This is a genomic window from Aeromonas sp. QDB03 (genome assembly GCF_027707985.1).
Lineage (GTDB): Bacteria > Pseudomonadota > Gammaproteobacteria > Enterobacterales > Aeromonadaceae > Aeromonas > Aeromonas hydrophila.
In genome coordinates, this window is the sequence record NZ_JAPCJG010000002.1 from 622,926 (window position 1) to 649,044 (window position 26,119).

At 59.9% G+C, this 26,119-nt stretch carries 28 protein-coding genes, 1 tRNA gene and 1 riboswitch; of the genes, 22 read left to right on the forward strand and 7 right to left on the reverse strand.

What is annotated here, in order from left to right; translation table 11 throughout:
- The first annotated feature begins 82 nt into the window (after nucleotides 1-82).
- From PG900_RS07550 to PG900_RS07630, 17 genes are all read left to right on the forward strand, one after another.
- A complete protein-coding gene (locus tag PG900_RS07550; protein ID WP_270831199.1) occupies nucleotides 83-997 on the forward strand; it encodes a LysR family transcriptional regulator in 915 nt (304 codons plus the stop codon).
- Between the two features lie 416 nt (nucleotides 998-1,413).
- Nucleotides 1,414-1,986: a TetR/AcrR family transcriptional regulator gene (locus PG900_RS07555; RefSeq protein WP_270799297.1), complete on the forward strand. Its 573-nt coding sequence runs from the start codon at nucleotides 1,414-1,416 to the stop codon at nucleotides 1,984-1,986.
- A gap of 21 nt (nucleotides 1,987-2,007) precedes the next feature.
- Complete coding sequence (locus tag PG900_RS07560; RefSeq protein ID WP_270831200.1) at nucleotides 2,008-2,817, forward strand: winged helix-turn-helix domain-containing protein; 810 nt, start codon at nucleotides 2,008-2,010, stop codon at nucleotides 2,815-2,817.
- 101 nt (nucleotides 2,818-2,918) lie between these two features.
- Nucleotides 2,919-3,332, forward strand: coding sequence for a FidL-like protein (locus tag PG900_RS07565; protein ID WP_235333247.1), 414 nt, complete (start codon nucleotides 2,919-2,921; stop codon nucleotides 3,330-3,332).
- A 681-nt stretch (nucleotides 3,333-4,013) separates the two neighbouring features.
- Complete coding sequence (locus PG900_RS07570) at nucleotides 4,014-4,292, forward strand: BMC domain-containing protein (RefSeq protein ID WP_010634659.1); 279 nt, start codon at nucleotides 4,014-4,016, stop codon at nucleotides 4,290-4,292.
- A gap of 16 nt (nucleotides 4,293-4,308) precedes the next feature.
- On the forward strand, nucleotides 4,309-4,593 hold the full coding sequence (locus PG900_RS07575) for a BMC domain-containing protein (RefSeq protein WP_011705244.1): 285 nt from the start codon (nucleotides 4,309-4,311) through the stop codon (nucleotides 4,591-4,593).
- 11 nt (nucleotides 4,594-4,604) lie between these two features.
- Complete coding sequence (locus PG900_RS07580) at nucleotides 4,605-4,886, forward strand: BMC domain-containing protein (protein ID WP_017408466.1); 282 nt, start codon at nucleotides 4,605-4,607, stop codon at nucleotides 4,884-4,886.
- 53 nt (nucleotides 4,887-4,939) lie between these two features.
- Nucleotides 4,940-6,526, forward strand: a complete 1,587-nt coding sequence (locus tag PG900_RS07585) for an acetaldehyde dehydrogenase (acetylating) (RefSeq protein WP_270831201.1) — start codon at nucleotides 4,940-4,942, stop codon at nucleotides 6,524-6,526.
- Between the two features lie 26 nt (nucleotides 6,527-6,552).
- Nucleotides 6,553-6,810, forward strand: a complete 258-nt coding sequence (locus tag PG900_RS07590) for a EutN/CcmL family microcompartment protein (RefSeq protein WP_010634663.1) — start codon at nucleotides 6,553-6,555, stop codon at nucleotides 6,808-6,810.
- Between the two features lie 15 nt (nucleotides 6,811-6,825).
- A complete protein-coding gene (locus PG900_RS07595) occupies nucleotides 6,826-7,980 on the forward strand; it encodes a 1-propanol dehydrogenase PduQ (RefSeq protein WP_270831202.1) in 1,155 nt (384 codons plus the stop codon).
- A 25-nt stretch (nucleotides 7,981-8,005) separates the two neighbouring features.
- Entirely contained in the window at nucleotides 8,006-11,392 is a 3,387-nt protein-coding gene (gene cutC, locus PG900_RS07600) for a choline trimethylamine-lyase (RefSeq protein ID WP_270831203.1), read from the forward strand.
- 113 nt (nucleotides 11,393-11,505) lie between these two features.
- Complete coding sequence (gene cutD, locus PG900_RS07605; protein WP_025202015.1) at nucleotides 11,506-12,453, forward strand: choline TMA-lyase-activating enzyme; 948 nt, start codon at nucleotides 11,506-11,508, stop codon at nucleotides 12,451-12,453.
- A gap of 12 nt (nucleotides 12,454-12,465) precedes the next feature.
- Nucleotides 12,466-12,918: a BMC domain-containing protein gene (locus tag PG900_RS23055; protein ID WP_085735309.1), complete on the forward strand. Its 453-nt coding sequence runs from the start codon at nucleotides 12,466-12,468 to the stop codon at nucleotides 12,916-12,918.
- Entirely contained in the window at nucleotides 12,915-13,535 is a 621-nt protein-coding gene (locus tag PG900_RS07615) for a phosphate propanoyltransferase (protein WP_024941072.1), read from the forward strand. The genes PG900_RS23055 and PG900_RS07615 overlap by 4 nt, the downstream gene beginning before the upstream one ends.
- A gap of 11 nt (nucleotides 13,536-13,546) precedes the next feature.
- Nucleotides 13,547-14,239, forward strand: a complete 693-nt coding sequence (locus tag PG900_RS07620) for a hypothetical protein (RefSeq protein WP_270831204.1) — start codon at nucleotides 13,547-13,549, stop codon at nucleotides 14,237-14,239.
- A gap of 19 nt (nucleotides 14,240-14,258) precedes the next feature.
- Entirely contained in the window at nucleotides 14,259-14,672 is a 414-nt protein-coding gene (locus PG900_RS07625) for a DMT family transporter (RefSeq protein ID WP_016350021.1), read from the forward strand.
- A gap of 16 nt (nucleotides 14,673-14,688) precedes the next feature.
- The gene (locus PG900_RS07630; protein WP_010634671.1) at nucleotides 14,689-15,018 is read left to right on the forward strand and encodes a DMT family transporter; all 330 of its coding nucleotides are present in this window, start codon (nucleotides 14,689-14,691) and stop codon (nucleotides 15,016-15,018) included.
- A 146-nt stretch (nucleotides 15,019-15,164) separates the two neighbouring features.
- Here the strand turns inward: PG900_RS07630 and PG900_RS07635 are convergent.
- A tRNA-Ser gene (locus tag PG900_RS07635) sits at nucleotides 15,165-15,254 on the reverse strand.
- Nucleotides 15,255-15,675: 421 nt separating this feature from the next.
- On the opposite strand from PG900_RS07635, the gene PG900_RS07640 reads away from it, so the two are divergent.
- Both PG900_RS07640 and PG900_RS07645 read left to right on the forward strand, forming a co-directional pair.
- A complete protein-coding gene (locus PG900_RS07640; protein WP_270799320.1) occupies nucleotides 15,676-16,593 on the forward strand; it encodes a L,D-transpeptidase family protein in 918 nt (305 codons plus the stop codon).
- Between the two features lie 27 nt (nucleotides 16,594-16,620).
- Nucleotides 16,621-17,619 carry a DUF481 domain-containing protein gene (locus tag PG900_RS07645; RefSeq protein ID WP_270831206.1) on the forward strand — a complete coding sequence of 333 codons (999 nt, stop codon included), beginning with the start codon at nucleotides 16,621-16,623 and terminating at the stop codon, nucleotides 17,617-17,619.
- A gap of 149 nt (nucleotides 17,620-17,768) precedes the next feature.
- Here PG900_RS07645 and PG900_RS07650 read toward each other — a convergent pair whose 3' ends face one another.
- The 3 genes from PG900_RS07650 to PG900_RS07660 form a co-directional block, all read right to left on the reverse strand.
- Nucleotides 17,769-18,488: a MaoC family dehydratase gene (locus tag PG900_RS07650; RefSeq protein ID WP_270799326.1), complete on the reverse strand. Its 720-nt coding sequence runs from the start codon at nucleotides 18,486-18,488 to the stop codon at nucleotides 17,769-17,771.
- Nucleotides 18,489-18,758: 270 nt separating this feature from the next.
- Nucleotides 18,759-19,715 (reverse strand): 23S rRNA (adenine(1618)-N(6))-methyltransferase RlmF, encoded by a 957-nt coding sequence (gene rlmF / locus PG900_RS07655; RefSeq protein ID WP_270831207.1) that lies wholly within the window; start codon nucleotides 19,713-19,715, stop codon nucleotides 18,759-18,761.
- Between the two features lie 148 nt (nucleotides 19,716-19,863).
- Nucleotides 19,864-20,352: a C40 family peptidase gene (locus tag PG900_RS07660; protein WP_005298673.1), complete on the reverse strand. Its 489-nt coding sequence runs from the start codon at nucleotides 20,350-20,352 to the stop codon at nucleotides 19,864-19,866.
- A 275-nt stretch (nucleotides 20,353-20,627) separates the two neighbouring features.
- Here PG900_RS07660 and PG900_RS07665 point away from each other — a divergent pair, with 275 nt between their 5' ends.
- Both PG900_RS07665 and PG900_RS07670 read left to right on the forward strand, forming a co-directional pair.
- Complete coding sequence (locus PG900_RS07665) at nucleotides 20,628-21,350, forward strand: 4'-phosphopantetheinyl transferase family protein (RefSeq protein ID WP_270831208.1); 723 nt, start codon at nucleotides 20,628-20,630, stop codon at nucleotides 21,348-21,350.
- Nucleotides 21,347-22,195, forward strand: coding sequence for a tetratricopeptide repeat protein (locus tag PG900_RS07670; protein ID WP_039215517.1), 849 nt, complete (start codon nucleotides 21,347-21,349; stop codon nucleotides 22,193-22,195). Before PG900_RS07665 ends, PG900_RS07670 begins: the two co-directional genes overlap by 4 nt.
- A 141-nt stretch (nucleotides 22,196-22,336) precedes the next feature.
- Here the strand turns inward: PG900_RS07670 and PG900_RS07675 are convergent, their stop codons facing one another.
- Together PG900_RS07675 and ribB are read right to left on the reverse strand one after the other, a co-directional pair.
- Nucleotides 22,337-22,579: an Lpp/OprI family alanine-zipper lipoprotein gene (locus PG900_RS07675; protein ID WP_010634682.1), complete on the reverse strand. Its 243-nt coding sequence runs from the start codon at nucleotides 22,577-22,579 to the stop codon at nucleotides 22,337-22,339.
- 224 nt (nucleotides 22,580-22,803) lie between these two features.
- Nucleotides 22,804-23,457 carry a 3,4-dihydroxy-2-butanone-4-phosphate synthase gene (ribB, locus tag PG900_RS07680; RefSeq protein ID WP_039215521.1) on the reverse strand — a complete coding sequence of 218 codons (654 nt, stop codon included), beginning with the start codon at nucleotides 23,455-23,457 and terminating at the stop codon, nucleotides 22,804-22,806.
- 102 nt (nucleotides 23,458-23,559) lie between these two features.
- A riboswitch (FMN riboswitch) is annotated at nucleotides 23,560-23,717 on the reverse strand.
- A 198-nt stretch (nucleotides 23,718-23,915) separates the two neighbouring features.
- On the opposite strand from ribB, the gene purU reads away from it, so the two are divergent.
- Entirely contained in the window at nucleotides 23,916-24,752 is an 837-nt protein-coding gene (gene purU / locus PG900_RS07685; RefSeq protein WP_011705222.1) for a formyltetrahydrofolate deformylase, read from the forward strand.
- Nucleotides 24,753-24,821: 69 nt separating this feature from the next.
- Here the strand turns inward: purU and PG900_RS07690 are convergent, their stop codons facing one another.
- Entirely contained in the window at nucleotides 24,822-26,084 is a 1,263-nt protein-coding gene (locus PG900_RS07690) for a DUF945 family protein (RefSeq protein ID WP_270831209.1), read from the reverse strand.
- Between the last annotated feature and the right edge of the window lie 35 nt (nucleotides 26,085-26,119).

The window sequence follows — 26,119 nt, forward strand, 5'->3', positions numbered from 1 at the left end:
ATAAATCTATATGGCAATAGAGTTGTTCTATTGACTGCGTTTTTTCAATTGATTAATTTTTAGATTCATCCTCGCCTCCCCAATGATCATGAACATCAAGCAGCTGCACTATTTCCACGAACTGGCCAAACACCAGCATTTTGCCAGGGCGGCCAAGGCCTGCCACATCACCCAGCCGACCCTCTCGGCCAGCATCACGGCGCTGGAGAAGAACCTCGGCACCGATCTGGTGGTGCGTACCAGCCAGTTCGTCGCCCTCACCGAAGCGGGCGAGCTGGTACGCCAGTATGCCGAGCGGATGCTGCTGGAGCAGGAGGCGCTCAAGCAGGAGCTGGCACTGTTTCATGGCGAGCTCTCCGGCACCCTGCGCATCGGCATAGTGCCCCAGTCCAATGTCGACATCATGCCGCTCATCGCCCGCTGCAAGCAGCGCTACCCAGACATCGTCATCCGTCTCTCGGTGCTCAGCAACGAAGCCCTGCTGTCACAGCTGGAGCTGCACCAGTGCGATATCGGGCTGGGGTTTGACGAGCCGCTCACCGCCGCCGCCAGACAGACTTTTCACCTCTATCCCCAGGGCAACAACCAGATGGCGGTGCTGATGAACCACGACGAGGCGGATCAGCACCTCCCCGGCGATGAGCTGACCCTGACCGCACTGCAGCAGCGGCCGCTGGTACTGCCCAGCCGCACCATGCAGTTTCGCAAGTATCTGGACCGCGCCGCCGAGCGGGCCGGCATCCGGCTTGACGTGGTACTGGAAACCGACTCCCTGTTTCACCTGGTGAGCGCCGTGCGCCACCGGCTGGGCTGGGCCATCGTCAGTGCCGGCCTCGCCCGATCCGCCAGCAAGCTCTCGGATCTGGTCTGCCTGCCGCTGGCGCCGCAACGCGACATCGGCCATACCGCCTTCATCACCCGCCAGCACAGCATCACCCCCGCCATGCGCGCCTTCCTCGAGCTGGTGCAAGAGGCAGACGCCCCCCTAGAAAAATAAGGTGACGCCAACAAGCACACTGCTTTTTTATATTTCTGCCATGATCAAAGGTGGCAGAAATATATACCTTCCCGCTAAAAAACAACCGTTCATTGGTTAACAACAAGAGATAAACTCTCAGAGAAATGATTGCTGCAACGAGGTAAATAAATGACAACTTAATCCCTATTTCGACTTCTTTAAATAGTTATTCCTCATTGAAAATGACTTTAATCAGGAGATAAACAAGTCGTGATTGATTGACAAAAAAAGGTTCTCAAACAAATCCAATTTAAATATTTAAAACGACGCTTTAATCTTTATTTAAAGGTTATTTGTGAAGCACCACACAATAACGACTTTTCCTCCCGCGCCCCATTTCCTCATATTGATGGCGATCAAGAATGATCATACCGTCTGGTCGGTATGATTGGGCCATGAACATCGAAACCCAACATAGAAAAAAAGACCCTGTACGTCTTTATCGACAACTGCTGGAGTCGGCCGCCACCATCGCCGGCCGGGACGGTATCGCCGCCCTGTCGTTGAACGCCGTTGCCTTTGAGGCCGGGGTGAGCAAGGGGGGCTTGCTGCACCACTTCCCCAACAAGCAGGCGCTGATCTTTGCCCTGTTTGCGCGCCTGCTGGCCATCATGGAAGAGGCCATTTCAGCGCTGATGGCGGCAGACAAGACCGCCTACGGCCGCTTTACCCGTGCTTACCTGCACTATCTCTCTGCTCCTGAATTGACGGATACCCAGGAGAGCCGTCAGCTGATGGTGCTCTCGCTGGCCATGCCGGATGAGCCGGTGCTGCGACAATGCTGGCGTGACTGGATGCTGGCGCATCTGGCACAAGGGGATGAGCTGGATAATGGCCATATCGGCACCCTGGTACGTTATGCCGCAGACGGCATCTGGCTATCGGAATTGACCGAAGGGCGCACCATGAGCACCGAGCACCGTCAGGCGCTGGTCAAGACCCTGCATACTATGACGCTCCCCACGTGAAGCTGATGGATTGAGGCCGAGATGCGCTACCACATCAATGCCCGCTTCATTTATGACGCGACCGATGGCTCCCTGACTCAGCGGGAAAGCGTTGAGCCGGACAGCCAATTATCCATCACCGCCAATGCGCTGTTTTATTTTTTCTTGCGAAATACCGGGATAGTCAGCCGCGAGGAAGTGCTTAAAAAAGTTTGGGACGATAACGGATTAACCTCATCAAACAGCAACCTCAACCAATACCTGAGCATATTGCGCAAGGCTTTTCGCCACTACGATATCGACAATATCATCATCACGGTGTCGCGCGGTTATTTGCAGCTCAATCCCGAGGTCATCATCGAGCCTATTGAAAATGCGCCAGCATCGTCCATTGAAATAGTACCTTTGCCCTCCACGGTCGCCGCCGCCGAGCCGGCATTCGACCCTGCCGAATGGCCACTTCCCCTCACCCCCCGTTCACGCGGCATCTGCTGGTACATCGCGGGGGGCTGCATGCTCGCATTTGCCCTCATGCTGCTGGCATTCGGTCTGTTGAATGGCCGTGAGCCACGCCCCGTCACCCTGACCGGGATCCCCAACAGCCAGTGCGAATTGCTGGCCAGCGACGAGATGCTGCGCTCGGTCAGCGCCACGACCTATGGTGAACATTTCGAGCAGGTGCGCCAGCGTTTGAATATCAGCTGCAAACCCGGCGAGCGTTTTTTGTTTTTCTACGGGGACAGACTGGAAACCAACGGCCTGGGCCGGGTATTTCTGGCTCACTGCGCCATGCATGAAGACAACCCGTTCAGCTATTGCGACAACTATTTCTACTACTCCTGGAAGCCGTGATGAGACTTGCGCCGCGTCCCTTCTTTCTTTTGTCCTGCTCAGTATTCCTAGCTGCGGCAGTCTATGCCTGCTACCAGCTGCCCAGCGAAAATGATGGCGTCATGAGCTGCGCCACCAAAGGCATCATGCGCTTTGAGGACATGAACAAAGAGAACGTCAACGGCAACATCCACTTCAATTTCGGCCGCCAAGGGAAAGGCTCCATGGTGGTTGAAGGCTATACCGATTCGGCCGCAGGCTGGCTCTACCTCCAGCGCTACGTCACGTTTACCTACAGTAGCAACCGGGTCTCCGCCACCGAGCGTCAGTACCGCATCAACAAATGGGAAGCGAGCGCCTCCTCCATCGATCAATCGCCGGATGTCATCTTCGACTACTTCATGCGCGAGATGTCCGACAGTCACGATGGGCTGTTTCTGAGCGCCCAGCGGCTCAATCAGCAGGCCATACTGCTGAGCTCCATCAACTCGCCGCTCTGGATCTGCACCCTCAAATCCGGCAGCGAACTGAACTAGTCCCGGCAATACGCCGGTGGTCCCGACCCAAGCGTCGATGACGCACACATATCGCCCGGCCCCCGCAACCTGACCCGCGCAAGCCCCTGATGACTCAGCCCTGATTCGGCCTGCCCCCCTTCCCCCGACTGCACATCCGTACCGACAAGACGCCCCTTGCGCATCACCAGGCAGGACCGGTTCCCGCTACTTTTCCAGCCTGTCCCATCCACTCTCGCGCCGGCATCCACATGACTCGCGCCCCGCTCTCAATGCCACCTCCCCCCATTTGACCCGCCGTCACCGCCCTTATCTCGCCTTCCCGTCACACACCGCTCGGTTTTTACATTTAGCGTCGCCGGCAAAACATGAGCTCCGCCACAGTTAGCAGCCGGCCAAATTACCTCTCGGCCCCCATTACACAACAACTCATTAACATCGACCAACGATCTTTTCCCGGGCCTGAATTCGGCCTTATGCAAGGTGAAAACAGCCTCGTGGTCGCAGCATAAATAGATAAATACGGCTTATAAAAATCATAAATCCAGAACAACAAACTAAATATCTCAATTTTACAGATTCAAATTCCACAAATGCCGCCAGTACCTATAGTGGCGATTGAACGCCGCAACCGTGGCTCAACGCCGTGACACGGACGGAGTTCCTTAACCACACCACACAATCTGTTCTGAGGAGATCACCATGGGTGACGCATTGGGGCTTATCGAAACCAAAGGTCTGGTGGCCTGCATTGAAGCCGCGGATGCCATGTGCAAATCCGCCAACGTGGAGCTGATCAGCTATGAAAACATCGGCTCCGGCCTGGTCACCGTCATGGTGAAGGGGGATGTCGGCGCGGTGAAAGCGGCGGTGGATTCCGGCGTGGAGTCGGCACAGCGCATCGGTGAAGTGGTGACCTCGCTGGTCATCGCCCGTCCGCACAACGACATCAACAAAATCGTCATTAAACACAAGGCTTGAGGCCGGGAGATCGCAAATGGGTGATGCATTGGGTTTGATTGAAACCAAGGGCCTGGTGGCCTGCATTGAAGCGGCGGATGCCATGTGCAAAGCCGCCAACGTCGAGCTGATCGGCTATGAGAACGTCGGCTCTGGCCTGGTCACCGCCATGGTGAAAGGCGACGTGGGGGCCGTGAAAGCCGCGGTGGACTCCGGCGTGGAATCCGCACAGCGCATCGGTGAAGTGGTGACCTCGCTGGTCATCGCCCGCCCGCACAACGACATCAGCAAGATTGTCGCCCACTACAAAATTGCCGAATAACGGGAGAGAACATGATGAAAGAAGCGCTTGGTCTGATTGAGACCAAAGGTCTGGTGGCCTGCATCGAAGCGGCAGATGCCATGTGCAAGGCCGCCAACGTCGAGCTGATCGGCTATGAGAACGTCGGCTCTGGCCTGGTCACCGCCATGGTGAAAGGCGACGTCGGCGCGGTCAATGCGGCGGTGGATTCCGGTGTGGAAGCGGCGAAACGCATTGGCGAAGTGGTCACCTCTCGCGTCATCGCACGCCCGCACAACGACATCGAAAAAATCGCGGCGCAGCACAAGGCATGACCTGAGAGGGCACGCCCCGCCCGCACTTTTTTAGTCTGATGAAGGATAGATTCATGATTGAACTCGATACCGATTTGCTCTCCCGCCAGAACGCGAGAGAACTGGTGCGCAACGCCAAACAGGCGCAGGTGATTATGGCCACCTTTTCGCAGCAGAAAATCGACGCCATCGTGAAGAACGTGGCCGAAGAAGCCGCGCGCCATGCCGAAACGCTGGCGAAAATGGCCGCAGAAGAGACCGGTTTTGGCAACTGGCAAGACAAGGTGCTGAAAAACCGGTTCGCTTCGCTGCACGTTTACGATGCCATCAAAGAGATGAAGACCGTCGGGATCATTCATGACGATCAGGCGAAAAAAGTGATGGACGTGGGCGTGCCGCTGGGCGTGATCTGCGCGCTGGTACCCTCCACCAACCCGACCTCCACCATCTTCTACAAGACCCTGATCGCCCTCAAGGCGGGCAATGCCATCATCTTCTCGCCGCACCCGGGCGCACGCCAGTGCAGCTGGAAAGCCATCGAAATCGTCAAGCGCGCCGCCGAAGCCGCCGGTGCCCCGGCAGGCATCGTGGACGGCGTCACCCAGCTGACCCTGGAGGCCACCTCCGAGCTGATGCACAGCAAGGACGTGTCGCTGATCCTGGCAACCGGTGGCGAAGGCATGGTGCGCGCGGCCTATGCCTCCGGCACCCCGACCATCAGCGGCGGCCCGGGCAACGGCCCGGCCTTTATCGAGCGCAGCGCCGACATTCACCAGGCGGTGAAGGACATCATCACCAGCAAGACCTTCGACAACGGCGTGATCTGCGCCTCCGAGCAGTCGATCATCGTCGAACGCTGCATCTACGACGAGGCTCATCGCGAGCTGGCGGCCCAGGGCGCCTACTTCATGAACGAAGACGAAGCCGCCAGGATGGCTGCCCTGCTGCTGCGCCCGAACGGCACCATCAACCCGAAAGTGGTGGGCAAGACGGCGCTCCATCTCAGCCAGCTGGCTGGTTTCAGCGTCCCCCCCAGCACCCGCGTGCTGGTGGCCGAGCAGACCACCGTCTCCCACAGCAACCCCTACTCCCGTGAAAAGCTCTGCCCGGTGCTCGGCCTCTACGTGGAAGAGGAGTGGCGCGCCGCCTGTCATCGGGTGGTCGAGCTGCTGACCAACGAAGGGCTGGGCCACACCCTGGTGATCCATACCCGCAACCAGGACGTGATCCGCCAGTTCAGCCTCGAAAAACCGGTCAACCGGATCCTGATCAACACCCCCGCCGCCCTCGGCGGCATCGGTGCCACCACCAACCTCACGCCGGCACTGACCCTCGGCTGCGGCGCCGTCGGCGGCGGCTCCAGCTCCGACAACGTCGGCCCGATGAACCTGCTCAACATCCGCAAAGTGGGTTACGGCGTGCGCACCATCGAAGAGCTGCGCGCCCCCATCCAGCCGGTTGCGATGCAGCCAACCAGCGCCGCTCCAGCCGCGCCCCAGCCCTGCAGCATCCTCGACGATGCCCGCTTCAGTGCCCCGGCGCCGGCCTGCCACAGCGCCGACGACCGCTTTGCCGGCGCCAGCGCCGAGGTCGGCGGCGAGATCAGCGAGCAGAACGTGGAGCGGGTCATCCGTCAGGTGCTTGAGCGCCTTGGCAAGTAACCCATTGAGATAAGGCGATAAAAACCATGATTCTCGCAAAGGTAACCGGACATGTCGTCGCCACGCAGAAATGCGATGAGCTGCGTGGCAGCAATCTGCTGCTGATCACCCAGCTGGACGATCAGCAGCAACCGATGAAGGACCGCTCCTGGGTCGCCGTCGACAGCGTCGGCGCAGGCATGCACGACGTCGTACTGGCCGAGGAGTACCTCGCACTCAACAGAGACCGCTACAAGGCCATGTCGGTGGTCGCCATTGTCGAGAAGGTGTTTCGGGACGCTTGAGGAGTGAATGACCCAATGAGTGAATTTTTGCTGAAACCCCGGATCCGCTTCGGTCAGGACGCCCTGTCCGCCCTGGCTGAAGTGCCCGCCCGCCAGGCGCTGCTGGTCACCGATCAGATGATGGTGAAAGTTGGCCTGGCCGACCGGGTGACGCAGATCCTGCGCCAGCGCGGCATCACGTTCCAGTGCTGGGACGATGTAGTGGCCGATCCGGACATCACCACGGTCGTGCGCGGCATGAAGCTCATGGACAGCTGCTATCCGGATCTGGTGATAGCGCTCGGCGGCGGTTCGGTGATTGATGCAGCCAAAGCGGTCATGTTCGCCCTGGCGCAAACCCGCCCGAACCTGGGGCGCAAGCGCCCCTGTTTCGTGGCCATCCCGACCACCAGCGGCACCGGTTCGGAAGTGACCAGCTTCTCGGTGGTCAAGGCCCGCAGCGAGAAGCTGGTGCTGGTCGACCCGTCATTGCTGCCGGATATCGCCATTCTCGATCCCTCGCTGGTGGCATCGGTACCGCCCGCCATCACCGCCGACACCGGGATGGATGTGCTGTGCCATGCGCTGGAGGCCTATGTCTCCCGGGCGGCCAGCGACTTTTCCGACGCATTGGCGGAGAAGGTGGTGCAGCAGGTCTTTCGCTACCTGCCCGCCTGCTGGCGCGACGGTCACGATCTGCTGGCGCGGGAGAAGATGCACAACGCCTCCTGCATGGCGGGCATGGCCTTCACCAACGCCTCGCTCGGCATCACCCACAGCCTGGCCCATGCCCTCGGCGGCGTGTTCCGCGTCCCGCACGGGCGTGCCAACGCGCTCCTGATGGCGCAGGTCGTGGCATGGAACGCCGATCATGACGGGCTGTGTGATACCCAGGCCGCCCACAAGTATGCCCGCCTGGCCCACCTGCTGGACCTGCCCGCCCAGACGCCGCGCGAGGGGGTCAACAGCCTGCTGGTGGCCATCCAGGCGCTCAAAGACGAGATGAAGATGCCCGCCGGCATTGGCGATACCGGCCTCCTCACTGCCGATTTCGACCAGCGGCTGGCGGAGATGGTCAGCCAGGCGCTGCGCGACAACTGCACCCCGACCAACCCGCGCGCACCGGATGCCCGGGCATTGACCGAACTCTATCGCAAGGCATGGTGCGGCACTCTCGCCGCCGGCCACTAAGAACAAGAACTGGAGAACCTACCTCATGGCACACTACAGCTTAACGCCGCGCGTCAACGTGCTGGCTGAACGTTTACTGGCGCACACCAGCACCCTGTGCACTGAACACGCCACTATGCTGAGCGGGCTGGATGGCGACATCGCGGGCATTCCTGCCGCCGTCAAACCGGCACGCCGCTTTTACGAGCTGATGCGCCAGCTGCCACTGACCATCAGTGCCGACGAGCTGATTGTCGGCAATCAGACCCGCACCCCGCACGGCGCCATTTTCCACGACGAAAGTGCCGGGCAGCGCCCGTCCACCTTCCAGTTCCTGAATCTGAACAGCGCCATCGACTCCCCCGACTACAAGCTGGTGGTGGAGAAGGGCGTGCTGGCCATCAAGCAGCAGCTGGAAGAGAAAACCCGCGCGCTGGGCAGCGCCGTCAGCCGCAGCGGCATGGACGAAGTCAACGGCTGCCGCGCCGCCATCCACGCCTGCGATGCCCTGATGGCACTGGCGCAAAACCTGGCCAACAGTGCCGAAACCCTGGCCGCCGCCGAAACCAACCCGTTCCGCCAAGCCGAACTGCGCGACAGCGCCGCCATTTTGCACCATGTACCGGCCCATCCAGCGCGCAACTTCAAAGAGGCCTGCCAGTCGTTCTACCTGTTCCAGCTGGCGCTTCAACTCGACAACGGCAGCTATGCGGTCAACCCGGAAGGGGCCGACAAGGCGCTGCTGCCCTACTTCCAGCGCGACATCGCCAACGGCGCGCTGACCGAGCAACAGGCGTATGAAATCGTCGAGTGCCTGTGGTTCAAGCTGGCAGAGCTGAGCGAAGTGCGCGCCACCTGCGCCATCGACGGCTACCCCATGTTTGATGCCCTGCTGCACGGCGCCAGCCTGGAGCAGGCGAGCATCAACCCGCTCTCCGAGATGTTCCTCTGCGCCCAGCAAAACCTGAGCGCCCTCAAGCTGCCGGTACGCCTCTTTCGCGGAGTGCAGCACGTCTCTGCCGCCCCGTTTGCCGCCTGTGCCGATACGCCGGTGATGGAGGGGCTAACGCCGCGCCTGCAGCGCCTGCGCAACCACTATCTGACCGTGCGCCCCAGCGTCTCCATCTACCGGGCGCTGGCCTTTACCGAGGTCGTCAAGGCCAACCCTGGCATGCCGACCATCTTGCTGCGGGCCAAGGCGTTCCGTCACGCCTGTGAAACCGCCCCCATCCTTATCCAGAACGACGAGCTGATCGTCGGCCACCCGTGCGGCAAGCCGCGCGCCGGCGCCTTCTCGCCGGACATTGCCTGGCGCTGGGTACGCGACGAGCTCGATACCATGAGCACCCGTCCGCAAGATCCCTTTGAAATCAGCGAGGCGGACAAGAAAACTATCCGCGAAGAGATAGTGCCGTTCTGGGAAGGCCGCTCACTGGACGAGATTTGCGAAGCGCAATACCGGGAAGCTGGCGTCTGGGCCTTCAGCGGCGAGACCTTCGTCAGCGACCTCTCCTACCACCAGATCAACGGGGGCGGCGACACTTGCCCGGGCTACGACGTGCTGCTGTTCACCAAGGGGATGAACGGCATCAAGGCAGACGCCCAGGCCCATCTCGACCAGCTGAGCATGGAGAACCCGGACGACATCGATCGCATCTACTACTACAAGGCAGCGATCGAAACTTGTGACGGGGTGGTCAACTACGCCCGCCGCATCGCGGCCCATGCCCGCGAACTGGCGGCCAAAGAGCAGGATGCCCAGCGCCGCACCGAGCTGCTGACCATCGCCGAGGTGAACGAGAATGTGCCGGCCAACCCGCCCAAGACCCTGCAAGAAGCGCTGCAGAGCATCTGGACCGTGGAGTCGCTGTTCGAGATCGAAGAGAACCAGACCGGTCTGTCACTCGGTCGGGTCGACCAGTACTGCTACCCCATGTTCGAAGCGGATATTCGCGAGGGCCGCCTGACCCACGAAAGCGCGCTCGAGCTGATGCAGGCCTTCATCATCAAGTGCGCTGAGCTGATGTGGATGTCGAGCGAGCTGGGGGCGAAATACTTCGCCGGCTATCAGCCCTTCATCAACCTGACCGTGGGTGGCCAGAAGCGCAGCGGCGGCGATGCCTGCAACGATCTGACCTACCTCATCATGGATGCCGTGCGGTTCGTGAAGGTCTACCAGCCGTCGCTGGCCTGCCGCATTCACAACCAGTCACCGCAGAAATACATGGAGAAGATCGTCGACGTCGTGAAGGCGGGGATGGGCTTCCCGGCCTGCCACTTCGACGACTCCCACATCAAGATGATGCTGCGCAAGGGCTTCGACTTTGAAGACGCCCGCGACTACTGCCTGATGGGCTGCGTCGAGCCGCAAAAATCGGGGCGCATCTATCAGTGGACCTCCACCGGTTACACCCAGTGGCCCATCGCCATCGAGTTCGTGCTCAACCGGGGACGCATGGTGCTGTTCGACAGCCATCAGGGGCTGGATACCGGCGACCTGCGCGAGCTGCGCACCTTCGAGCAGTTCGATGCGGCAGTGAAACAGCAGATTGCCCACATCGTTCGCATGTCAGCAGTCGGCACCGTGATCAGCCAGCGCGTGCACCGCGACGTGGCGCCGAAGCCGCTGATGTCACTGCTAGTGGAAGGCTGCATGGAGAAGGGCAAGGACGTTGCCGCCGGTGGCGCCGTGGTCAACCACGGTCCTGGCCTCATCTTCTCGGGGCTGGCGACCTATGTCGACTCCATGGCGGCAATCCGCAAGCTGGTGTTCGAGGAGCAGAGATACACACTCGAACAAATTCGCGATGCGCTGCTGGCCAACTTCGAAGGGTTCGAAGCGCTGCGCCGCGACTGCCTCAATGCACCCAAGTACGGCAACGACGACAACTACGTCGACCAGTACGCGCTGGATATCACCGAGTGGACCGAGCGAGAGTGCCGCAAGTACAAGATGCTCTACTCCACCCTGAGCCACGGCACCCTCTCCATCTCCAACAACACCCCCATCGGCGAGCTGACCAACGCCACGCCGAACGGACGCCTGGCCTGGATGCCGCTCTCAGACGGCATCAGCCCGACCCAGGGGGCGGACAAGCAGGGGCCGACGGCCATCATCAAGTCCGTCAGCAAGATGAACGTGGAGACCATGAACATCGGCATGGTGCATAACTTCAAGTTCCTCAAGGGACTGCTGGATACCCAGGAGGGACGCCATGGCCTCATCACCCTGCTGCGTACCGCCTCCATCCTCGGCAATGGCCAGATGCAGTTCAGCTATGTCGACAACGAAGTGCTGAAAAAGGCGCAGCAGGAGCCGGAGAAGTACCGCGACCTCATCGTGCGCGTCGCCGGCTACAGCGCCTATTTCGTCGAGCTGTGCAAAGAGGTGCAGGACGAGATCATCAGCCGCACCGTGATTGAGAAGTTCTGATCGATGCGTTGATAAGCCATCTTTCTTAATCGCCAAAATAACCGGAAGTACTCCGTCATGGCAGGTCGCAAATAATGCGACTGCGGCCTGCCACATCCGGAGAGGAGGCAAGCGTGATCGCAAATAATGAATTAACCGGCCGCATATTCAATATCCAGAAATATTCGATATATGACGGCGATGGCATTCGCACGCTGGTTTTTTTCAAGGGCTGCAACCTTCGCTGTCCCTGGTGCGCCAACCCTGAAGGGCTCAGCAGCCAATTTCAGGTGATGTTTTCGCACGACAAATGCATCAACTGCGGTGACTGCGTAAATGTCTGTCCGGCTGGAGTCCATTACCGGGCCGAGGAGAACGGCAGCATGAAACACTTCGTCGATCGCAATAAAGATTGCATCGGCTGCCGCAAATGCGAAGAGGTCTGCACCCAGCATGCGCTGGACATCATGGGCAAGGATGTCACCGTCAGCGAGCTGATGGAGATCATCATGCAGGACTATGACTTTTACATCTCTTCCGGCGGTGGCGTCACCATCGGCGGCGGCGAGATGAGCCTGCAGACCGACTTTGCCGTCGCGCTGTTTAGCGAATGCAAGAAGATGATGATCAATACCGCCATCGAGACCCAGGGCACCACCTCGCTGGCCAATTACCAGCAGCTGGCGCCCGTCACCGATACCTTTTTGTTCGATATCAAGCAAATCAACAGCGAACAGCATAAGGCGATGCTGGGTATCGGCAATGAAGGTATTCGCCGCAATCTGGAATGGTTGGTTGATTACGGCGCCAAGGTGATTGTGCGCATGCCGCTCATCCGTGGATATAACGATTCATGGGATGCCATTACCGGCGCCATCGAATATGTACAGAAATTGGCAAAGCGGGGAAATATCCTGCGGATCGACATGCTGCCGTACCACCAGCTGGGCCGCAAGAAATATGAGCGGCTGGATATGCCCTACCCGATTGCTCAGGACCCCTCTTACACGCCGGACGAATTGGATCGGCTAGAGAGCTTCTTTGCACAATTTGATTTCGATATTCGCTTGGTCCGCCATTAACAGGAGTCGACGATGAAAAGTTTGGGCGTAATTGAAACGCGAGGATGGGTCGCCGCCATTCAGGCGGTGGACGCCGCCTGCAAAGCGGCAGGCGTCAGTTGCATCGGCTATCGCAAGGTGGGCTCTGGGCTGGTGAGTGTCTGCTTCGAAGGAGAGATCAGCGCCATCCACACCGCCATCGAGCGTGGCGTCGCGGTGGCCGCCACCATCGACCAGCAGGTCCATTCCCTGGTGATTGCCCGTCCGGAGCCAAGCGTGGTAGCGGCGCTCGGCAACCTCAAGGGCTACCCGCCGCGCGCACCGGCCAGCACCAAGAACGAACTGACGGCCGTAACGGGCACAGCCCCGGCCCTGTCACCGGAAAGCAGTGCCGATACCGAACCGGCCACGCCACCTGCCAGCCAGCCAGCCGCGGATCAGGCGGAAGACCGACAGGCCGCGGCAAGAAAAGGGAAGAAAGCATGATAGATCCCCAGCTGCATCAAAAGATCGCCGCCCGTCTGAGCCTGGTCAGCCCGGCGATCCCGGTCGGCATCTCGAATCGCCACGTTCACCTGGCACAACAGGATGTGGAGGCCCTGTTCGGCAAGGGCTACACCCTGACGCCGCTCAAACCGCTGCGCCAGCCGGGCCAGTTTGCCGCCGAAGAGTGCGTCACCGTGGTCGGCCCCAAGGGCTCGCTGACCCGGGTGCGGGTACTCGGCCCGACCCGGCCGGTTTCACAGCTGGAGATCTCCCGCGCCGACTGCTTCACCCTCGGCATCAAGGCGCCGGTCCGTGAGTCAGGCCAGCTGGAAAATACCGGCAGCGCCCTGCTCATCGGCCCCGCCGGCCATGTGGAGTTGCGCTCCCAGGTGATCTGCGCCTGGCGCCATATCCACCTCTCGCCACACGATGCCCGCCAGCTGAACGTGACCCACGGTCAGAAGGTGAGTGTGCGCAGCGACGGCGAGCGCCAGTTGACCTTCGATGAGGTGGTGGTGCGGGTACGCGACGATTTCGCGCTGGAATTTCACATCGATACCGAAGAGGCCAACGCCGCCGGACTGAAAAACGGCGCGCAGGTCAGGCTGCTCGGCTAACGGAGATCCCCATGACCGACCAACAGATTGAACGCCTGGTCGAACAGGTGCTCAGACGCCTGCAGCCGCCCCTGCTGGTGATGGTGACCGCGGCCCAGGGCTATCGGCAGACCATTCGAAACCGTCTGGCCGGCTGTGGACTACCCCTGCAGCTTGCGCTGGCAGCAGACATCGAGGATGGCGCACTGTGGCAACCGCTGGGGGAGACAGTGCCGGCCAGCGTCTGGCAACAGGCCCTGCCGCCCACCCCCTATCGCGCGCTGGTGCTGCCCTTTCTCGACTACCCGCTGGCGATGGATCTGCTGAGCGGCTCGCTGCAAAGCCCCGTCGCCCGGCGGCTGCACGATGCCCTGCTGAGCGGCTTGCCGGTGCTGGCGCTGCGCTATCACTGCGATCCCGCCAGCGAACTGAACCAGCTGCTGGGGGCGCAACCGAGCGCGCCATACGCCGGGCACATGCAGGCGGCTCTCAGCCGTCTGGGCGAGATCGGTTTGGTGCTGTGCACCATGAATGAGCTGCTGGAGAAGCTGGCACCGGCGAACGACGCGGCCCCGGTGCCGGCGGGCACGGCGCGCCGTTATCTCACGGTCAGCGATGTTGAAAAGGATCCGGCGCTGGCACAGACGGCCGAGGCCCAGCTGACCGATGCCGCCATCGATTTTTTGAAAAGCAGAAGAAAAGAAAAACAACCTTACCTTAAATAACAAACCCGGAGTTTAACTTATGTCTTCAAAAACAAAATGTTGGCTATGGATGCTGCTGGTGATCGTGTCCGAAACCTCGGCCACCTCCACCCTCAAGATGTTTGGCAGCAGTGAAGGAACCACCAAGATGCTGCTGCTCGGTCTGCTCGTGCTGCTCTATTGCACCTGCTACTACTCCCTCTCCCGCGCGGTAAAAGACATTCCCGTTGGGCTTGCCTACGCCACCTGGTCCGGCACCGGCATCCTGGTGGTCTCCACGCTGGGGATGGCGTTTTACGGCCAGCACCCGGACACCGCCGCCATGATCGGCATGGCCGTCATCGCCAGCGGCATCGTCATCATGAACCTGTTCTCCAAGATGGGCAGCGAAGAGGGCAGCGATGCCTCCGCCGAGCCGCTCACTCCCCCCATGAACAACAACATCGCCAACTGACAAAAAGGAATGACCCATGTTTAATTTCGGATTTTTATGGCTGGCGCTCTCTATCGGCTCTGAAATCACCGGCACCTCTATGATCAAGAAGACCAACGGTTTCAGCAGACTGGGGCCATCCATACTGGTCGTCTGCGCCTACAGCCTGTGCTACTTCGCCCTCACCCGCGCCATGAGCACCATTCCGGTCGGGGTGGCCTATTCGCTTTGGTGTGGCTTCGGCATCGTCGGGGTCACCATCTGCTCGATGCTCCTCTACAAGCAAAAACCGGATCTGCCCGCCATCCTGGCGATGGCGCTGATCATCTCGGGCGGGGTGATCATGAATGTCTTCTCCAGCATGTAACGCCGTGACAAGACCCTGGCAGTGGCGCTCTGCCCCTGCCACCGGCGCGCCGGCATGCCAGCCCTGACACGCCCTGCCGGGTAACAAGCCGGCAAGCGTGCAAATAGAGAAAGGCCCAAGCTGTCTGGCAGCTTGGGCCTTGAAGATGGCGGAGAGACAGGGATTCGAACCCTGGGTGGCATTGCTGCCACAATTGATTTCGAGTCAATCCCGTTCGGCCACTCCGGCATCTCTCCACGGGGCATCATTGTTACCGGAGCCGCCTCTGGAAATCAACTTGAATCTCTTTAAAGATCAAACGACTGCACATAAAACCAGCAGATGAGCACGCGCCCGGTGGCGAGATGCTCTCCGCTGTCGTACCTGCTGTCGCTGCAGTACCGACGCCGAGACACTCCCCCTACACCGGTGTCGCCGGCGCTACTCGCCACTCATCCCCTCTCCCACCGCTCTCCAAGCATGCTGTTCATTGCAGGTTATGCTGCCTTGCATTAAAAACAGGCAAGAAACGGTCAAAATGATGGATTGCCATGTCCGGACCCGGCTGTAACCCTGGCCGGCCAAGCTGGCAATCGTCACCCGTTTGACTGACAATTTCCCCCTTTTACTCAAGGCGGTCGCCTCGCGGCCCCCTCATCTCAATCAGACAGGAAGTACATGTTCATAGCACGAACCCTCTCATTGCTGGCGCTAACCGCCAGCCTGCTGACGGCTCCGGTCCTCGCCACCACCTATCCGCTGCCCCCGGCAGGCAGCCGCCTGCTCGGCGAACTGGAGGACTACATAGTCCAGCCAGATGAACATCTTGAGCTCATCGGCAAGCACACCCAGATTGGTTTTCTGGCGCTGCTCGAAGCCAATCCAGGGGTCGATCCCTATTTGCCCAAGCCGGGCACCCGGCTGACCCTGCCGACCCAGATGCTGCTGCCGGACGTGCCTCGCGAGGGTATCGTCATCAATCTGCCGGAGCTGCGCCTCTACTATTTCCCGAAAGGCAAAAACGAGGTGATGGTGCTGCCCATCGGGATCGGTGACATAGGGCGAGAGACGCCGGAGATGACCACCACGGTGATCGCCAAGAATCCCAATCCGACCTGGGTGCCCGGCCCCATGGTGCGCAAGTCCTGGCTCGAGCAAAAAGGGATCACCCTGCCGGCGGTAGTGCCACCCGGTCCCGACAATCCCCTCGGCAAATTCGCCATGCGCCTCGGTTATGGCAAGCAGGACTACCTCATCCACGGCACCAACAAGGATTTTGGCGTCGGTCTGCGGGTCAGCGCCGGCTGCATTCGGTTGCGCCCCGACGATATCGAGGCCCTGTTCAAGATTGTTCCCATCGGCACTCAGGTGCGGGTCATCAACCAGCCGGTCAAAACCGCCATCGAGCCTGATGGCCGTCACTGGCTGGAGGTGCACTCACCGCTCTCTCGCACCGAACTGGAGCTGGAGCAGGGCGCCCCGCTGATCCTCTCCCCCGAGGTGGAAGCCTTCATCGCCAAACCGGAAGTCGATGGTGACAAGGCCGCCCGCGTGCTAAACAGCAAGAACGGTATCCCCCGTCCCGTCAGCGGCTGATGGCCAACCATGTTCACGAGGATCTTCATGAGCTACCGCATTTTTTGTCTGCTGGCCCTGCTGCTGAGCCCGGCGGTATCGGCCGACATCCTCTGGATGGACAACGGTGACCGGCTGACCGGCACCATAGAGGAGATAGGCGACCAGCAAGTGCGCATCGCGCTCCCTTACAGCGCCCCCATCACCGTCAAGCGCGAAGCTGTCAAGCGCTGGCGCATCGAGAAGCAGGACAAACCCAAACCGACCGTCAAGACCGGCATTACCCTGCTGGCCCTGACGCCGGATGACCAGAAAGCCTGGTTGTGGAGCGGCAGCAGCGATCTGAACGTCAAGCTCAAGCACAGCGACAAGCAGACCAACAATGTCAACCTGAAGGCCTCCACCGAGGTGGCCAACCTCGACTGGCGCTATACGCTGGATGGGGAGTACATCTACGAGACTGCCAACAACGTCACCAACAGCCATGAGTACCGGCTCAAGCCCATGCTGGACTTCTTCTTCGATCAGCGCTGGTTTCTGCGCTCCGCCATCGACTTTGAATATCAGATGCTGAGCCCCGAATACATGGATGTAGGTTATGTGGCCGGACCTGGTTACCGGTTCTGGAACGACAAGCGGCGACGGCTTGAGCTGATCAGCCAGGCCGGACTGGAGCGTTCCTACGTCAGGCCGGGTTATTGGGACAACTTCATCATCCCCGATATTTTCAATGACAGGATCATTAGCTATCCCCTGATGGGCCTTGGTTGGGACTACCGGCAACCCATTGCACTTTGGTCGGAGCAACTGGAGCTGTTCAGCAAGGGCACCTACAAGCGCTATCTGGACCAGCCCTCGCCCTACATCACCCGGGCGCAGGCCGTAAAAGGCAGCCTGGGGATGCGCTACTACTTCAACGACCACCTGCGCCTCTCCTGGTCGAGCGAGCTCGATTGGGAAGATGCCAGATTGGACTATCAAGGTGTTCAGACCCCCTTATCAGACAAAGAGTGGCGCCACCTGATAAGCCTGGGGGCCAGCTTCTAGCCCTCGGGGCAAGCCATGGATGTGTGAGTGGCGCCTACATAGAGGCAACATAGGCAAGTGCAACAAACCGCCATAAACAAAACAGGCTCACCGAGGTGAGCCTGTTTTTTTCAATACGGTTCGTGCCAGCGGGTGACACCGTCACCCCGTCAGAAGTAGATCCGGGTGACCGATTCAATGACGCAGCCTGGGCGACGAATGCCTTCGATCTCGACCTTGATCTCCTTGAGCAGCTCCAGCCCGCCCTTGATCGGGGTAACCCGAGCCAGCTTGGTGCGGGCGCGGATGTTGCTGTCCACCTTGATGGGGTACGGGAAACGTACCTGATCCAGGCCGAAGTTCACCACCATGCGGGCGGTCGGAAACTCGGGGGCGGCCTCGTTGATGCTGCCCGTCAACCGCGGCAACAACGCCAGGGTCAGGAAGCCATGGGCAATGGTGGTCTTGAACGGTGACTCGGCCGCTGCGCGCTCCGGATCGGTGTGGATCCACTGGTTGTCGCCAGTCACGGTGGCAAACTCGTTGATCATCTGCTGGCTGACCAGCAACCACTCGCCGACATGAGTCTCTTCGCCGATGCGCTCCTGCAAGGTGGAAAACAAGGCTGCTGCCTCGCCGCTGAGTTCGACGGCAGGGGTATCCAGCGGCACGGGCTGGCCGTTGACGACTTGCGCCGCGCCCTGCTGTTGCTGCGTGGACTGGCTGTCGCTCTGCAAATCCAGCACCCGGCCCAGCAGAGGGTGGAGGTGTGCCTTTTGCTGAAACTCACGCCAGTAGTCGCGGATCGCCGGAGAGAGCCAATCCTTGAGCTCAAAGGGGTGTTGCGCCAGTATTTCGCGCTTGCGCTTCAGAAAATCGACAACTTTCATGTACCGATCCCTATTCGATTCAAAGCCTGTAAAGAGGTCTAACCAGTCCTATTTTATGAAAGTTTCAACTGCAAGTGCAAAAAAATCTCAGCGTACAACTGTACCGAGGATGAAAGTGTTCACTAACATGCAGGCGCCAACCCAGGTACCACAAGGGGAAAAACGATTGTCATGGGTGCCGGGCATCGACCCAAACTGGCCACTGACGCTCCCCAAAAAACAGGGGCATACCATCGGCATGCCCCTTGTCGTCGTCCCGCTTCAGCCGGTTCAGGCGTTATCGTGCGCCATTGGCAACCACCACTGTTTGCTGGCCGCCTCGTCTTGGAAAGACCAAGCCAGGACCCGGCTGATCTTGTTGCCCTGGGCCATCTCGAGCACCCGCACCTGACGGGCCCCGACCCGGCTCAGCCCCTGCTTGGCCGCCGGCAGGTTCTCTTTTTTTGACACCAGCGAGCTGAACCAGAGGCACTGGCTGGCGAATGCCTTGCTCTGAGTGATCATGCTCGCCAGAAAGGCCGCCTCCCCCCCTTCGCACCAGAGCTCGGCCTTCTGGCCGCCGAAATTGAGCACCGGCTTGGCCGTCGCCGCCTTGCCCAGGTTGCGCAGCTTGCGCTCCGTACCCTTGCTCGCCTCTGCCAGTGAAGCATGAAAGGGAGGATTGCAGAGGGTCAGCGCAAAACGCTCGAGTGGCGCCACAATCCCCTGAAAGATGTCGCCGGCCTTGCCCTGCAGGCGGCATTCGATCTGGCTGCCCAGCCCGTTGCTCTTGGCCAGCAAGGTAGCGGCCTTGACCGACACCGGATCGATGTCGGAGCCGACGAAGCGCCAGCCATATTCGCGGGCCCCCAGCAGTGGATAAATGCAGTTAGCACCGACCCCGATATCCAGCACCCGGACGCCCTTGCCGGTCGGCACCTTGCCGGCACTCTCGGCCAGCAGGTCGGCCATCCGATGCAGATAATCCACCCGCCCCGGAATGGGCGGGCAGAGATAACCGGCCGGTAGATCCCAATGCGCAATGCCATAGTGCAGCGCCAGCAACGCCTTGTTCAGCGCCTTGACGGCGGCCGGATCGGCAAAGTCCAGGGTCTGGGTGCCGTGCTCGTTGACGAACACGAAGGGTTGCAGCTCGGGGGTGCGCTGGCAGAGCGCATCGAAATCATAGGGAGCCTGATGGCGATTGCGTGGATGCAATCCGGATTTGCGGTCGGAATGAGTCTTCATGCTGGGCCTGCCGAGGAAAACGGGCCCACACTATAGTGACTTGGCCCCGGAAAGTCTAAATGACGGCCATAAAAAACCGGGCTGTCGAGCCCGGTTCAAGTGAGGTTGGAAAAACAGTCCGTACTGCGAGCCGTTTGTCCAGCCTGACTCAGATGTCGATCCGGCGTGCCTGCCAGAATTTGCTGCGCCAGTAGGAGCTGTCGAGCTTGGAGCGCGTTACCCCGGCGCGGGTGGAGGCGTGAATGAATTCACCATTGCCCACATAGATGCCGACATGATTGAGACGGCGATTGATCTTGAAGAAGACCAGGTCACCTTCGACCAGATCCTGCTTGGAAACGCGGGTGCCTTCATGGACTTGGGAGCGGGTATCACGGGGAAGTTCGATGCCGACGGCGTTGCGGAACACTTCACGGGCGAAGGCGGAACAATCGATGCCGCGCTGGCTGCTGCCACCCATGCGGTAAGGAACACCGCGCCACTCTTTGTATACTGTCAGGATTTCGTTTACATCTGGGGTTTGCGAAGCTTCCGGTTCAATAACGGGTTCCATCATGGAAACTTCGATCTTGCTCGCGACCTCGGGCTGGGGTGCCGAGGCACAACCCACCATTCCGAGCGCGACCAGCAGTAGCATCAGGTGGCGCAATCCTTTATCCCCGCAAAATAGTAAAACTTGTTAAAATACGGCCCGAACGGGCAATTTATAAGGCAACAGCACCCGACTATATCCAAGAATTCTATCGAGGCAAGCGAAAATCCCTATCGACATCACATTTTTGCAAGGAAATGCATTATTTTTCCTGATTAATGTGATCGTGGCCAAACAATATACAATCTCGAAAGGGGCCACCCAGGCCGGATCAAACTGACTTTTATCGCTGTTTCAGCATGCTTTTTAAGTGAAAAATTATGATCTCTGTGGATCTCTATTTGTTAAAACCGGCAAACACGGACGCCGACCAGCTGAGCCTGCTGCAAACTCTGCTCTCCCCCGAAGAACGGCAGACATGGCAGGCCATCGGTCAGCCGGCACGCCGCCAGGAGTACCTGCTCAGCCGTGGCTTGCTGCGACGGCTGCTGGCCGAGCGCCTGCAGTGCCGGCCCGATGCGCTGCAGTTTTGCAGCAACCCGCATGGCAAGCCGGCGCTGAGCGACGGGCGCTGGCAGTTCAACCTCAGCCACAGCGGTGACTGGCTGGCGATCGCCCTCTGTGCCGCCAGCCCGCTCGGAGTGGATATAGAGATGGGTCAGCGGCGCCGCCAGATTCTACCACTGGCCCGCCGTTTTTATGCGCAGAGTGAATATGAGTGGCTGCTCGCCCTGCCTGAAGCGGAGCAAGAGCCGGCCTTCTATCGGCTCTGGTCGCGCAAGGAGGCGGTATTGAAGGCCCACGGCGCCGGCATCGCCGCCGGCCTCGACAAGGTGCGCTTCGTGCCAGAGGAAGCGTGGCAGCTCGACAACCAACTCGATGAACAGGATTACCAAGTACAGGATTGGCCCATCGGCCGGGGCTGGCTCAGCCTGGCGGCACCGACCCTCGCCGTCAACGGCTGGCTGCTCGACGGCAGCTTGAATTCTGTGCCCATCAACCCCATGTTAACTCACACCATTTTCCAAGAGTCAGCCTCATGATCGTCGACATCAATCCCCAGAATTTCCAAAGCGCCCTGATCGATGCTTCCATGAAAAAGCCGATCGTCATCTATTTCCACGCCCCCCAGATGCCGGAGTGTCAGGCCATGACCCCGCAGGTGGAAGCGCTAGTCGGCCCGGCCAATCCTCAGGTGACCCTGGCCAGGGTGGACATGAACGATCCGCAGCTGCAGCCGCTGGCAGGCCAGCTCGGCCTGCGCGCCCTGCCGGCGCTGGTGCTGTTCCATCAGGGCCGCCCTGACGAGCAGGCCATTCTGGAAGGCCCGCAGGACGAAGCCACCCTGCGCCACTACTTTGCCGCCTTCGCCCCCAAGGAGGAGGAGCTGCTGTTCGAACAGGGACAGCAGGCGCTGGCAAATGGTCAGGCGGACCTTGCCTATGCCCATCTCGGCAAGGCCCATCAGCTGGCACCGGAGCGCCACGACATCAGCCTGTGGCTCATTCAGGCGGCGCTCGATCTCAATCTGCTGGATGAAGCGCAGGATCGGCTGGGCAAGATCCCGATGATCGCCCAGGACGATCACTACCAGACCCTGACATCCCGACTGGCACTGGCCCAACAGGCCGCCGACAGCCCGGAACTGCGGGCGCTGGAAGCCCGTCACCAGCAGGAGCCGGACAACTTTGCCCTGGCCCAGGAGCTGGCGGTGCAATACAGCCAGGCAGGCCGGCAGGAAGAGGCGCTCACGCTGCTGTTTACCATCCTCAAGCGGGATCTCGCCTTCGGTGATGCCAAGAAGACCTATCTCGACATCCTGACCACCATGGGCAACAACCCGGCGGCGCAGAGCTACCGTCGCAAGCTCTACAGCCTGCTCTACTGATCGATGCGGGAATGAAAAACGGGGTGATGCCGAGTGATCGGCATTGCCTTGTCAGGCAGGTATCAGCGGGGAAAACGCGGGAATTTGACGAATTTCAGGCAAAAAAAATGGCGCATAACTGCGCCATTTTTTTCGCATGGATTACTTCTTGTAGGAAGTAGCCATGTTGTCGATGCGCTGGTTAGCACGCATAGCTTCTTGCTTGGCTTCTGCAACATCAGCAGCGATCTTGGATTGATCAGCACGAACAGCGCTAACATCTTGAGCCAGTTGGTCAACTTTGTTAGACAGATTCTGAACGGAAGTTTCCAGTTCGCTGGTGTTTGCACAACCGCCCAGCAGAGCGGACAGACCAACAACACCTACCAACAACATTTTTTTCATTTTAAAAGCTCCCTTTAACTCGCCAGACGTTTAGCAAGCGGCGTGATTATGGCACAAAAAAATCATAGTTTGGATAGGCCCCATCACAGATAAATGCATTAAAACCCTCATTTTTTTTTAAACGTACACTTTTTGTGCAAAGTTAAGCCAAAAATGAGGGTCTCTGGATGAGGTTCGCACAAAGCGTAACCAAATTTTGGGCTTATTACAATTTCGTATGAGGCTCAGGCTGAACGTTCTGACAGCAATTGACGATATTGCACCAGATCCTCGATGGTCAGCACCGGCATCTGATGCTGACGACCGAATGCCACCAGATCCGGCAGCCGTGCCATGGAGCCATCTTCCTTGGTCAGTTCGCACAACACACCGAACGGTTTGAGTCCTGCCAGCTGCATCAGATCCACAGTGGCTTCGGTGTGGCCGCGACGGGTCAACACCCCGCCGGTGCGGGCCCGCAGCGGGAAAACGTGACCCGGGCGGTGCAGGTCGGACGGTCTGGCACCGTCGGCGATGGCGGCCCGGATGGTGGTGATGCGATCGGCTGCCGACACGCCGGTGGTCACCCCTTGCGCCGCTTCGATGGTCACGGTGAAGGCGGTCTGATAATGGCTGGAGTTGGCCTCCACCATCATCGGCAGTTCGAGCTGGCGTACCCGCTCGTCGTTCAGGCAGAGGCAGACGATGCCGGAACACTCGCGGATCATCATCGCCATCTGTTCGTTGGTCATGGATTCGGCGGCGAAGATGAGATCCCCTTCGTTCTCCCGATCTTCATCGTCGGCCACCAGCACGCCGCGGCCGGCACGCAGAGCTGCCAGCGCCGCTTCGACACGGGCAATGGGATCACCAAATTCACTGAGAAGAGACTGATTCATGGTAAGACTCCTAAACAAGACAAGGACCAGAATCAGGGCATGGAAAGGCAGACAGAGATAGGTATGCAGCGGCCGGCCCATGGGGCTTGCCTGCAATATCTGTCTTATCCTCTTTCATCCGGACTATGACCGTCGGCTCCGGCATCTCACCGGATCTGCTGACCCCGTCCCGGTGCAATACCGGGTCGGGCGCTCGCGGGCTCCCCGAGTCACATCGGGATACCGCCGGTGGGGAATTTCACCCCGCCCTGAGAATAAGCGCAGACAGCGTAAAGAAAAAAAACGCCGGATACCAGCCCAAAACCCATCAAAGATGAATAGCGCACCGCTTGTGGCCGCATTGCATCAGGGCGCACGGCGCACTGTCTTTTCTGATTTTGTTTGTGGCATAGTGCCTGAAAAAACGCGCTGCCTGCGCAGACTCAGGCGCCAACAACACAAACGGAATCATGACAGAGATGGAAAAGAAAATACTGCTGACGGACTGCCCGGACGCCAAGGGCCTCATCGCCAAGATCACCAACATCTGCTACAAGCACCAGCTCAACATCAACAAGAACGACGAGTTCGTGGATCACGAAAACGGCCGCTTCTTCATGCGCACCGAGCTGGAGGGACGCTTCAACGACGAGACCCTGCTGGCCGACCTCGATGATGCCCTGCCCGCCGGTGCCCAGCGCCGCCTGGTCAAGGCCGGCAAGAAGCGCATCGTCATCCTGGTGACCAAGGAGACCCACTGCCTCGGCGACATCCTGATGAAGAACTATGCCGGTGCGCTGGACATGGACATAGTCGCGGTGATCGGCAACTACGACACCCTCGCCGAGTTGACCGGCAAGTTCGACATCCCGTTCCACACCGTCAGCCACGAGGATCTGAGCCGTACCGAGCACGAAGAGCAGGTGCGCGCCATCATCGACGGCTACCAGCCCGACTACGTGGTGCTGGCCAAGTACATGCGGGTGCTGACCCCGAGTTTCGTCGAGGCCTATCCGCGCAAGATCATCAACATCCACCACTCCTTCCTGCCCGCCTTCATCGGTGCCCGCCCCTATCGCCAGGCCTTCGATCGCGGGGTCAAGCTGATCGGCGCCACCGCCCACTTCGTCACCGACGATCTGGATGAGGGCCCCATCGTCGAGCAGGACGTGATCCACGTCGATCACACTTTCAGCGCCGACGACATGGCCAAGGCCGGCCGCGACGTGGAGAAATCGGTGCTGAGCCGGGCACTGGAGCTGGTGCTGAACGAGCGGGTGTTCGTCTACGGCAACAAGACGGTGGTATTCAAGTAATCCCGGCCACTGAAAACAACAAAGGCTCCCGCAGGAGCCTTTGTTTTATGTGCACTAGAGCAACGTCGATCAGAGCGGCAGACCGTTGACGGTCATGGCACCCTTGTCGAGCTTGAGCTCGGCCGTCAGCTGCTCCTTGTCCGCCTTGAGGTAACCCATGGCGGCAAACTGATCCAGCATGGGCGCCAGCTGCGGCACCGCCTTGCCCAGCTTGCCACTCAGGTTGGCGTGCAGCAGGCCGGAGAGAGCGTGCATGCCCTCTTCGCTGTTGAACAGCTGCTCCAGCGAGGTGGCCGCCAGCTTGATGTCGCCCCTCATGGCCACCGGCTCGCCATTGAGGTGGGAGCTCAAGTCCACCAGCTCAAGTGTGGCGCCACGCTTGAGCATCTTGTCCAGCGCCTGCTGGATCGCCTCCTCTTCCACGCCCTGGCCGCTGGAGGCCTGCAGCGCCTGATACCCTTCCAGATCCAGCCCCTTCAGATTGAGGGCTAGCTTGCTCTGGGTCAGCGCCAGGTTGTCGGTCTCGTTCTCCAGATTGAGGGTGTCCACCTTCATCTGGTAGCTGCTGGAGAGGGTCTGGGCATCATCCCCCGCCAGCTGGGTTTCGGTGGTCAGCCCCTGCAGGGAGACCTTGACGCTGTCCGGCAACTGTACCGACAGCGCGGAGAGGGTCATGTCGCTGCGGGGAGAGAGCCAGATCCCGCTGATCTCGGCCATGTCGGCACTGCCCTTGAGCTCGGCCAGCACCATGTCCATCTTGTTCTGCTCTTCGTGCACCGTCATGCCCTGCCAGTGGAAGGTGACGTGACCATTGCCTTCCAGATCGCCGTGATAGTCGCCCTTCATCGGCAGGAAGTTGAACTCGTCGAGCCCCTGCTTGATCTTGAACTCGTTGGCCCAGAAGCGGCTGCTGTTGCTGGCGGTCCACAGGCTGCTGACCGACTCGATGCCGAACTGCCACTGCTCCATCTTGAAGGCGTTGAATACCGGCGCCAGCGAACCCTGCCTGGTGTCGAGCAGCATGTGGCTCTTGATGTAGAGCGGCAGGATGCGGCTGTTGACGATGAACTGCGCCTCGACCGGTTCACTCCCCTCCAGCTGACCATCCAGGCTGGCCAGGGTCTGCGGGGTGACCACTACCTTCAGCACGCCATCGCGAGCGAACAGATTGCTCGAGCTCGGCTGCCAGCTCAGTTCGACGCCGCTCTCCTGCTTCACCTTGGCGATCTGCTCGGCCATGATGCGATCGAACGTGTTGCCCGTGTACCAGCAGGCACCCAGCCCACCCACCACCAAGGCCGCCGTGACGGCCAGCGCTACTCGCTTCTTCATCTTCTTCTGTTTCTCCAGGGAGTGATTGCCGCACT

Bases quoted from the DNA above. Each gene is read 5' to 3' on its own strand.
- PG900_RS07550 (WP_270831199.1), top strand. From the start codon at position 83: ATGATCATGAACATCAAGCAGCTGCACTATTTCCACGAACTGGCCAAA.
- PG900_RS07555 (WP_270799297.1), top strand. From the start codon at position 1,414: ATGAACATCGAAACCCAACATAGAAAAAAAGACCCTGTACGTCTTTAT.
- PG900_RS07560 (WP_270831200.1), top strand. From the start codon at position 2,008: ATGCGCTACCACATCAATGCCCGCTTCATTTATGACGCGACCGATGGC.
- PG900_RS07565 (WP_235333247.1), top strand. From the start codon at position 2,919: ATGAGCTGCGCCACCAAAGGCATCATGCGCTTTGAGGACATGAACAAA.
- PG900_RS07570 (WP_010634659.1), top strand. From the start codon at position 4,014: ATGGGTGACGCATTGGGGCTTATCGAAACCAAAGGTCTGGTGGCCTGC.
- PG900_RS07575 (WP_011705244.1), top strand. From the start codon at position 4,309: ATGGGTGATGCATTGGGTTTGATTGAAACCAAGGGCCTGGTGGCCTGC.
- PG900_RS07580 (WP_017408466.1), top strand. From the start codon at position 4,605: ATGATGAAAGAAGCGCTTGGTCTGATTGAGACCAAAGGTCTGGTGGCC.
- PG900_RS07585 (WP_270831201.1), top strand. From the start codon at position 4,940: ATGATTGAACTCGATACCGATTTGCTCTCCCGCCAGAACGCGAGAGAA.
- PG900_RS07590 (WP_010634663.1), top strand. From the start codon at position 6,553: ATGATTCTCGCAAAGGTAACCGGACATGTCGTCGCCACGCAGAAATGC.
- PG900_RS07595 (WP_270831202.1), top strand. From the start codon at position 6,826: ATGAGTGAATTTTTGCTGAAACCCCGGATCCGCTTCGGTCAGGACGCC.
- cutC (WP_270831203.1), top strand. From the start codon at position 8,006: ATGGCACACTACAGCTTAACGCCGCGCGTCAACGTGCTGGCTGAACGT.
- PG900_RS23055 (WP_085735309.1), top strand. From the start codon at position 12,466: ATGAAAAGTTTGGGCGTAATTGAAACGCGAGGATGGGTCGCCGCCATT.
- PG900_RS07615 (WP_024941072.1), top strand. From the start codon at position 12,915: ATGATAGATCCCCAGCTGCATCAAAAGATCGCCGCCCGTCTGAGCCTG.
- PG900_RS07620 (WP_270831204.1), top strand. From the start codon at position 13,547: ATGACCGACCAACAGATTGAACGCCTGGTCGAACAGGTGCTCAGACGC.
- PG900_RS07625 (WP_016350021.1), top strand. From the start codon at position 14,259: ATGTCTTCAAAAACAAAATGTTGGCTATGGATGCTGCTGGTGATCGTG.
- PG900_RS07630 (WP_010634671.1), top strand. From the start codon at position 14,689: ATGTTTAATTTCGGATTTTTATGGCTGGCGCTCTCTATCGGCTCTGAA.
- PG900_RS07640 (WP_270799320.1), top strand. From the start codon at position 15,676: ATGTTCATAGCACGAACCCTCTCATTGCTGGCGCTAACCGCCAGCCTG.
- PG900_RS07645 (WP_270831206.1), top strand. From the start codon at position 16,621: ATGAGCTACCGCATTTTTTGTCTGCTGGCCCTGCTGCTGAGCCCGGCG.
- PG900_RS07650 (WP_270799326.1), bottom strand. From the start codon at position 18,488: ATGAAAGTTGTCGATTTTCTGAAGCGCAAGCGCGAAATACTGGCGCAA.
- rlmF (WP_270831207.1), bottom strand. From the start codon at position 19,715: ATGAAGACTCATTCCGACCGCAAATCCGGATTGCATCCACGCAATCGC.
- PG900_RS07660 (WP_005298673.1), bottom strand. From the start codon at position 20,352: ATGCTACTGCTGGTCGCGCTCGGAATGGTGGGTTGTGCCTCGGCACCC.
- PG900_RS07665 (WP_270831208.1), top strand. From the start codon at position 20,628: ATGATCTCTGTGGATCTCTATTTGTTAAAACCGGCAAACACGGACGCC.
- PG900_RS07670 (WP_039215517.1), top strand. From the start codon at position 21,347: ATGATCGTCGACATCAATCCCCAGAATTTCCAAAGCGCCCTGATCGAT.
- PG900_RS07675 (WP_010634682.1), bottom strand. From the start codon at position 22,579: ATGAAAAAAATGTTGTTGGTAGGTGTTGTTGGTCTGTCCGCTCTGCTG.
- ribB (WP_039215521.1), bottom strand. From the start codon at position 23,457: ATGAATCAGTCTCTTCTCAGTGAATTTGGTGATCCCATTGCCCGTGTC.
- purU (WP_011705222.1), top strand. From the start codon at position 23,916: ATGGAAAAGAAAATACTGCTGACGGACTGCCCGGACGCCAAGGGCCTC.
- PG900_RS07690 (WP_270831209.1), bottom strand. From the start codon at position 26,084: ATGAAGAAGCGAGTAGCGCTGGCCGTCACGGCGGCCTTGGTGGTGGGT.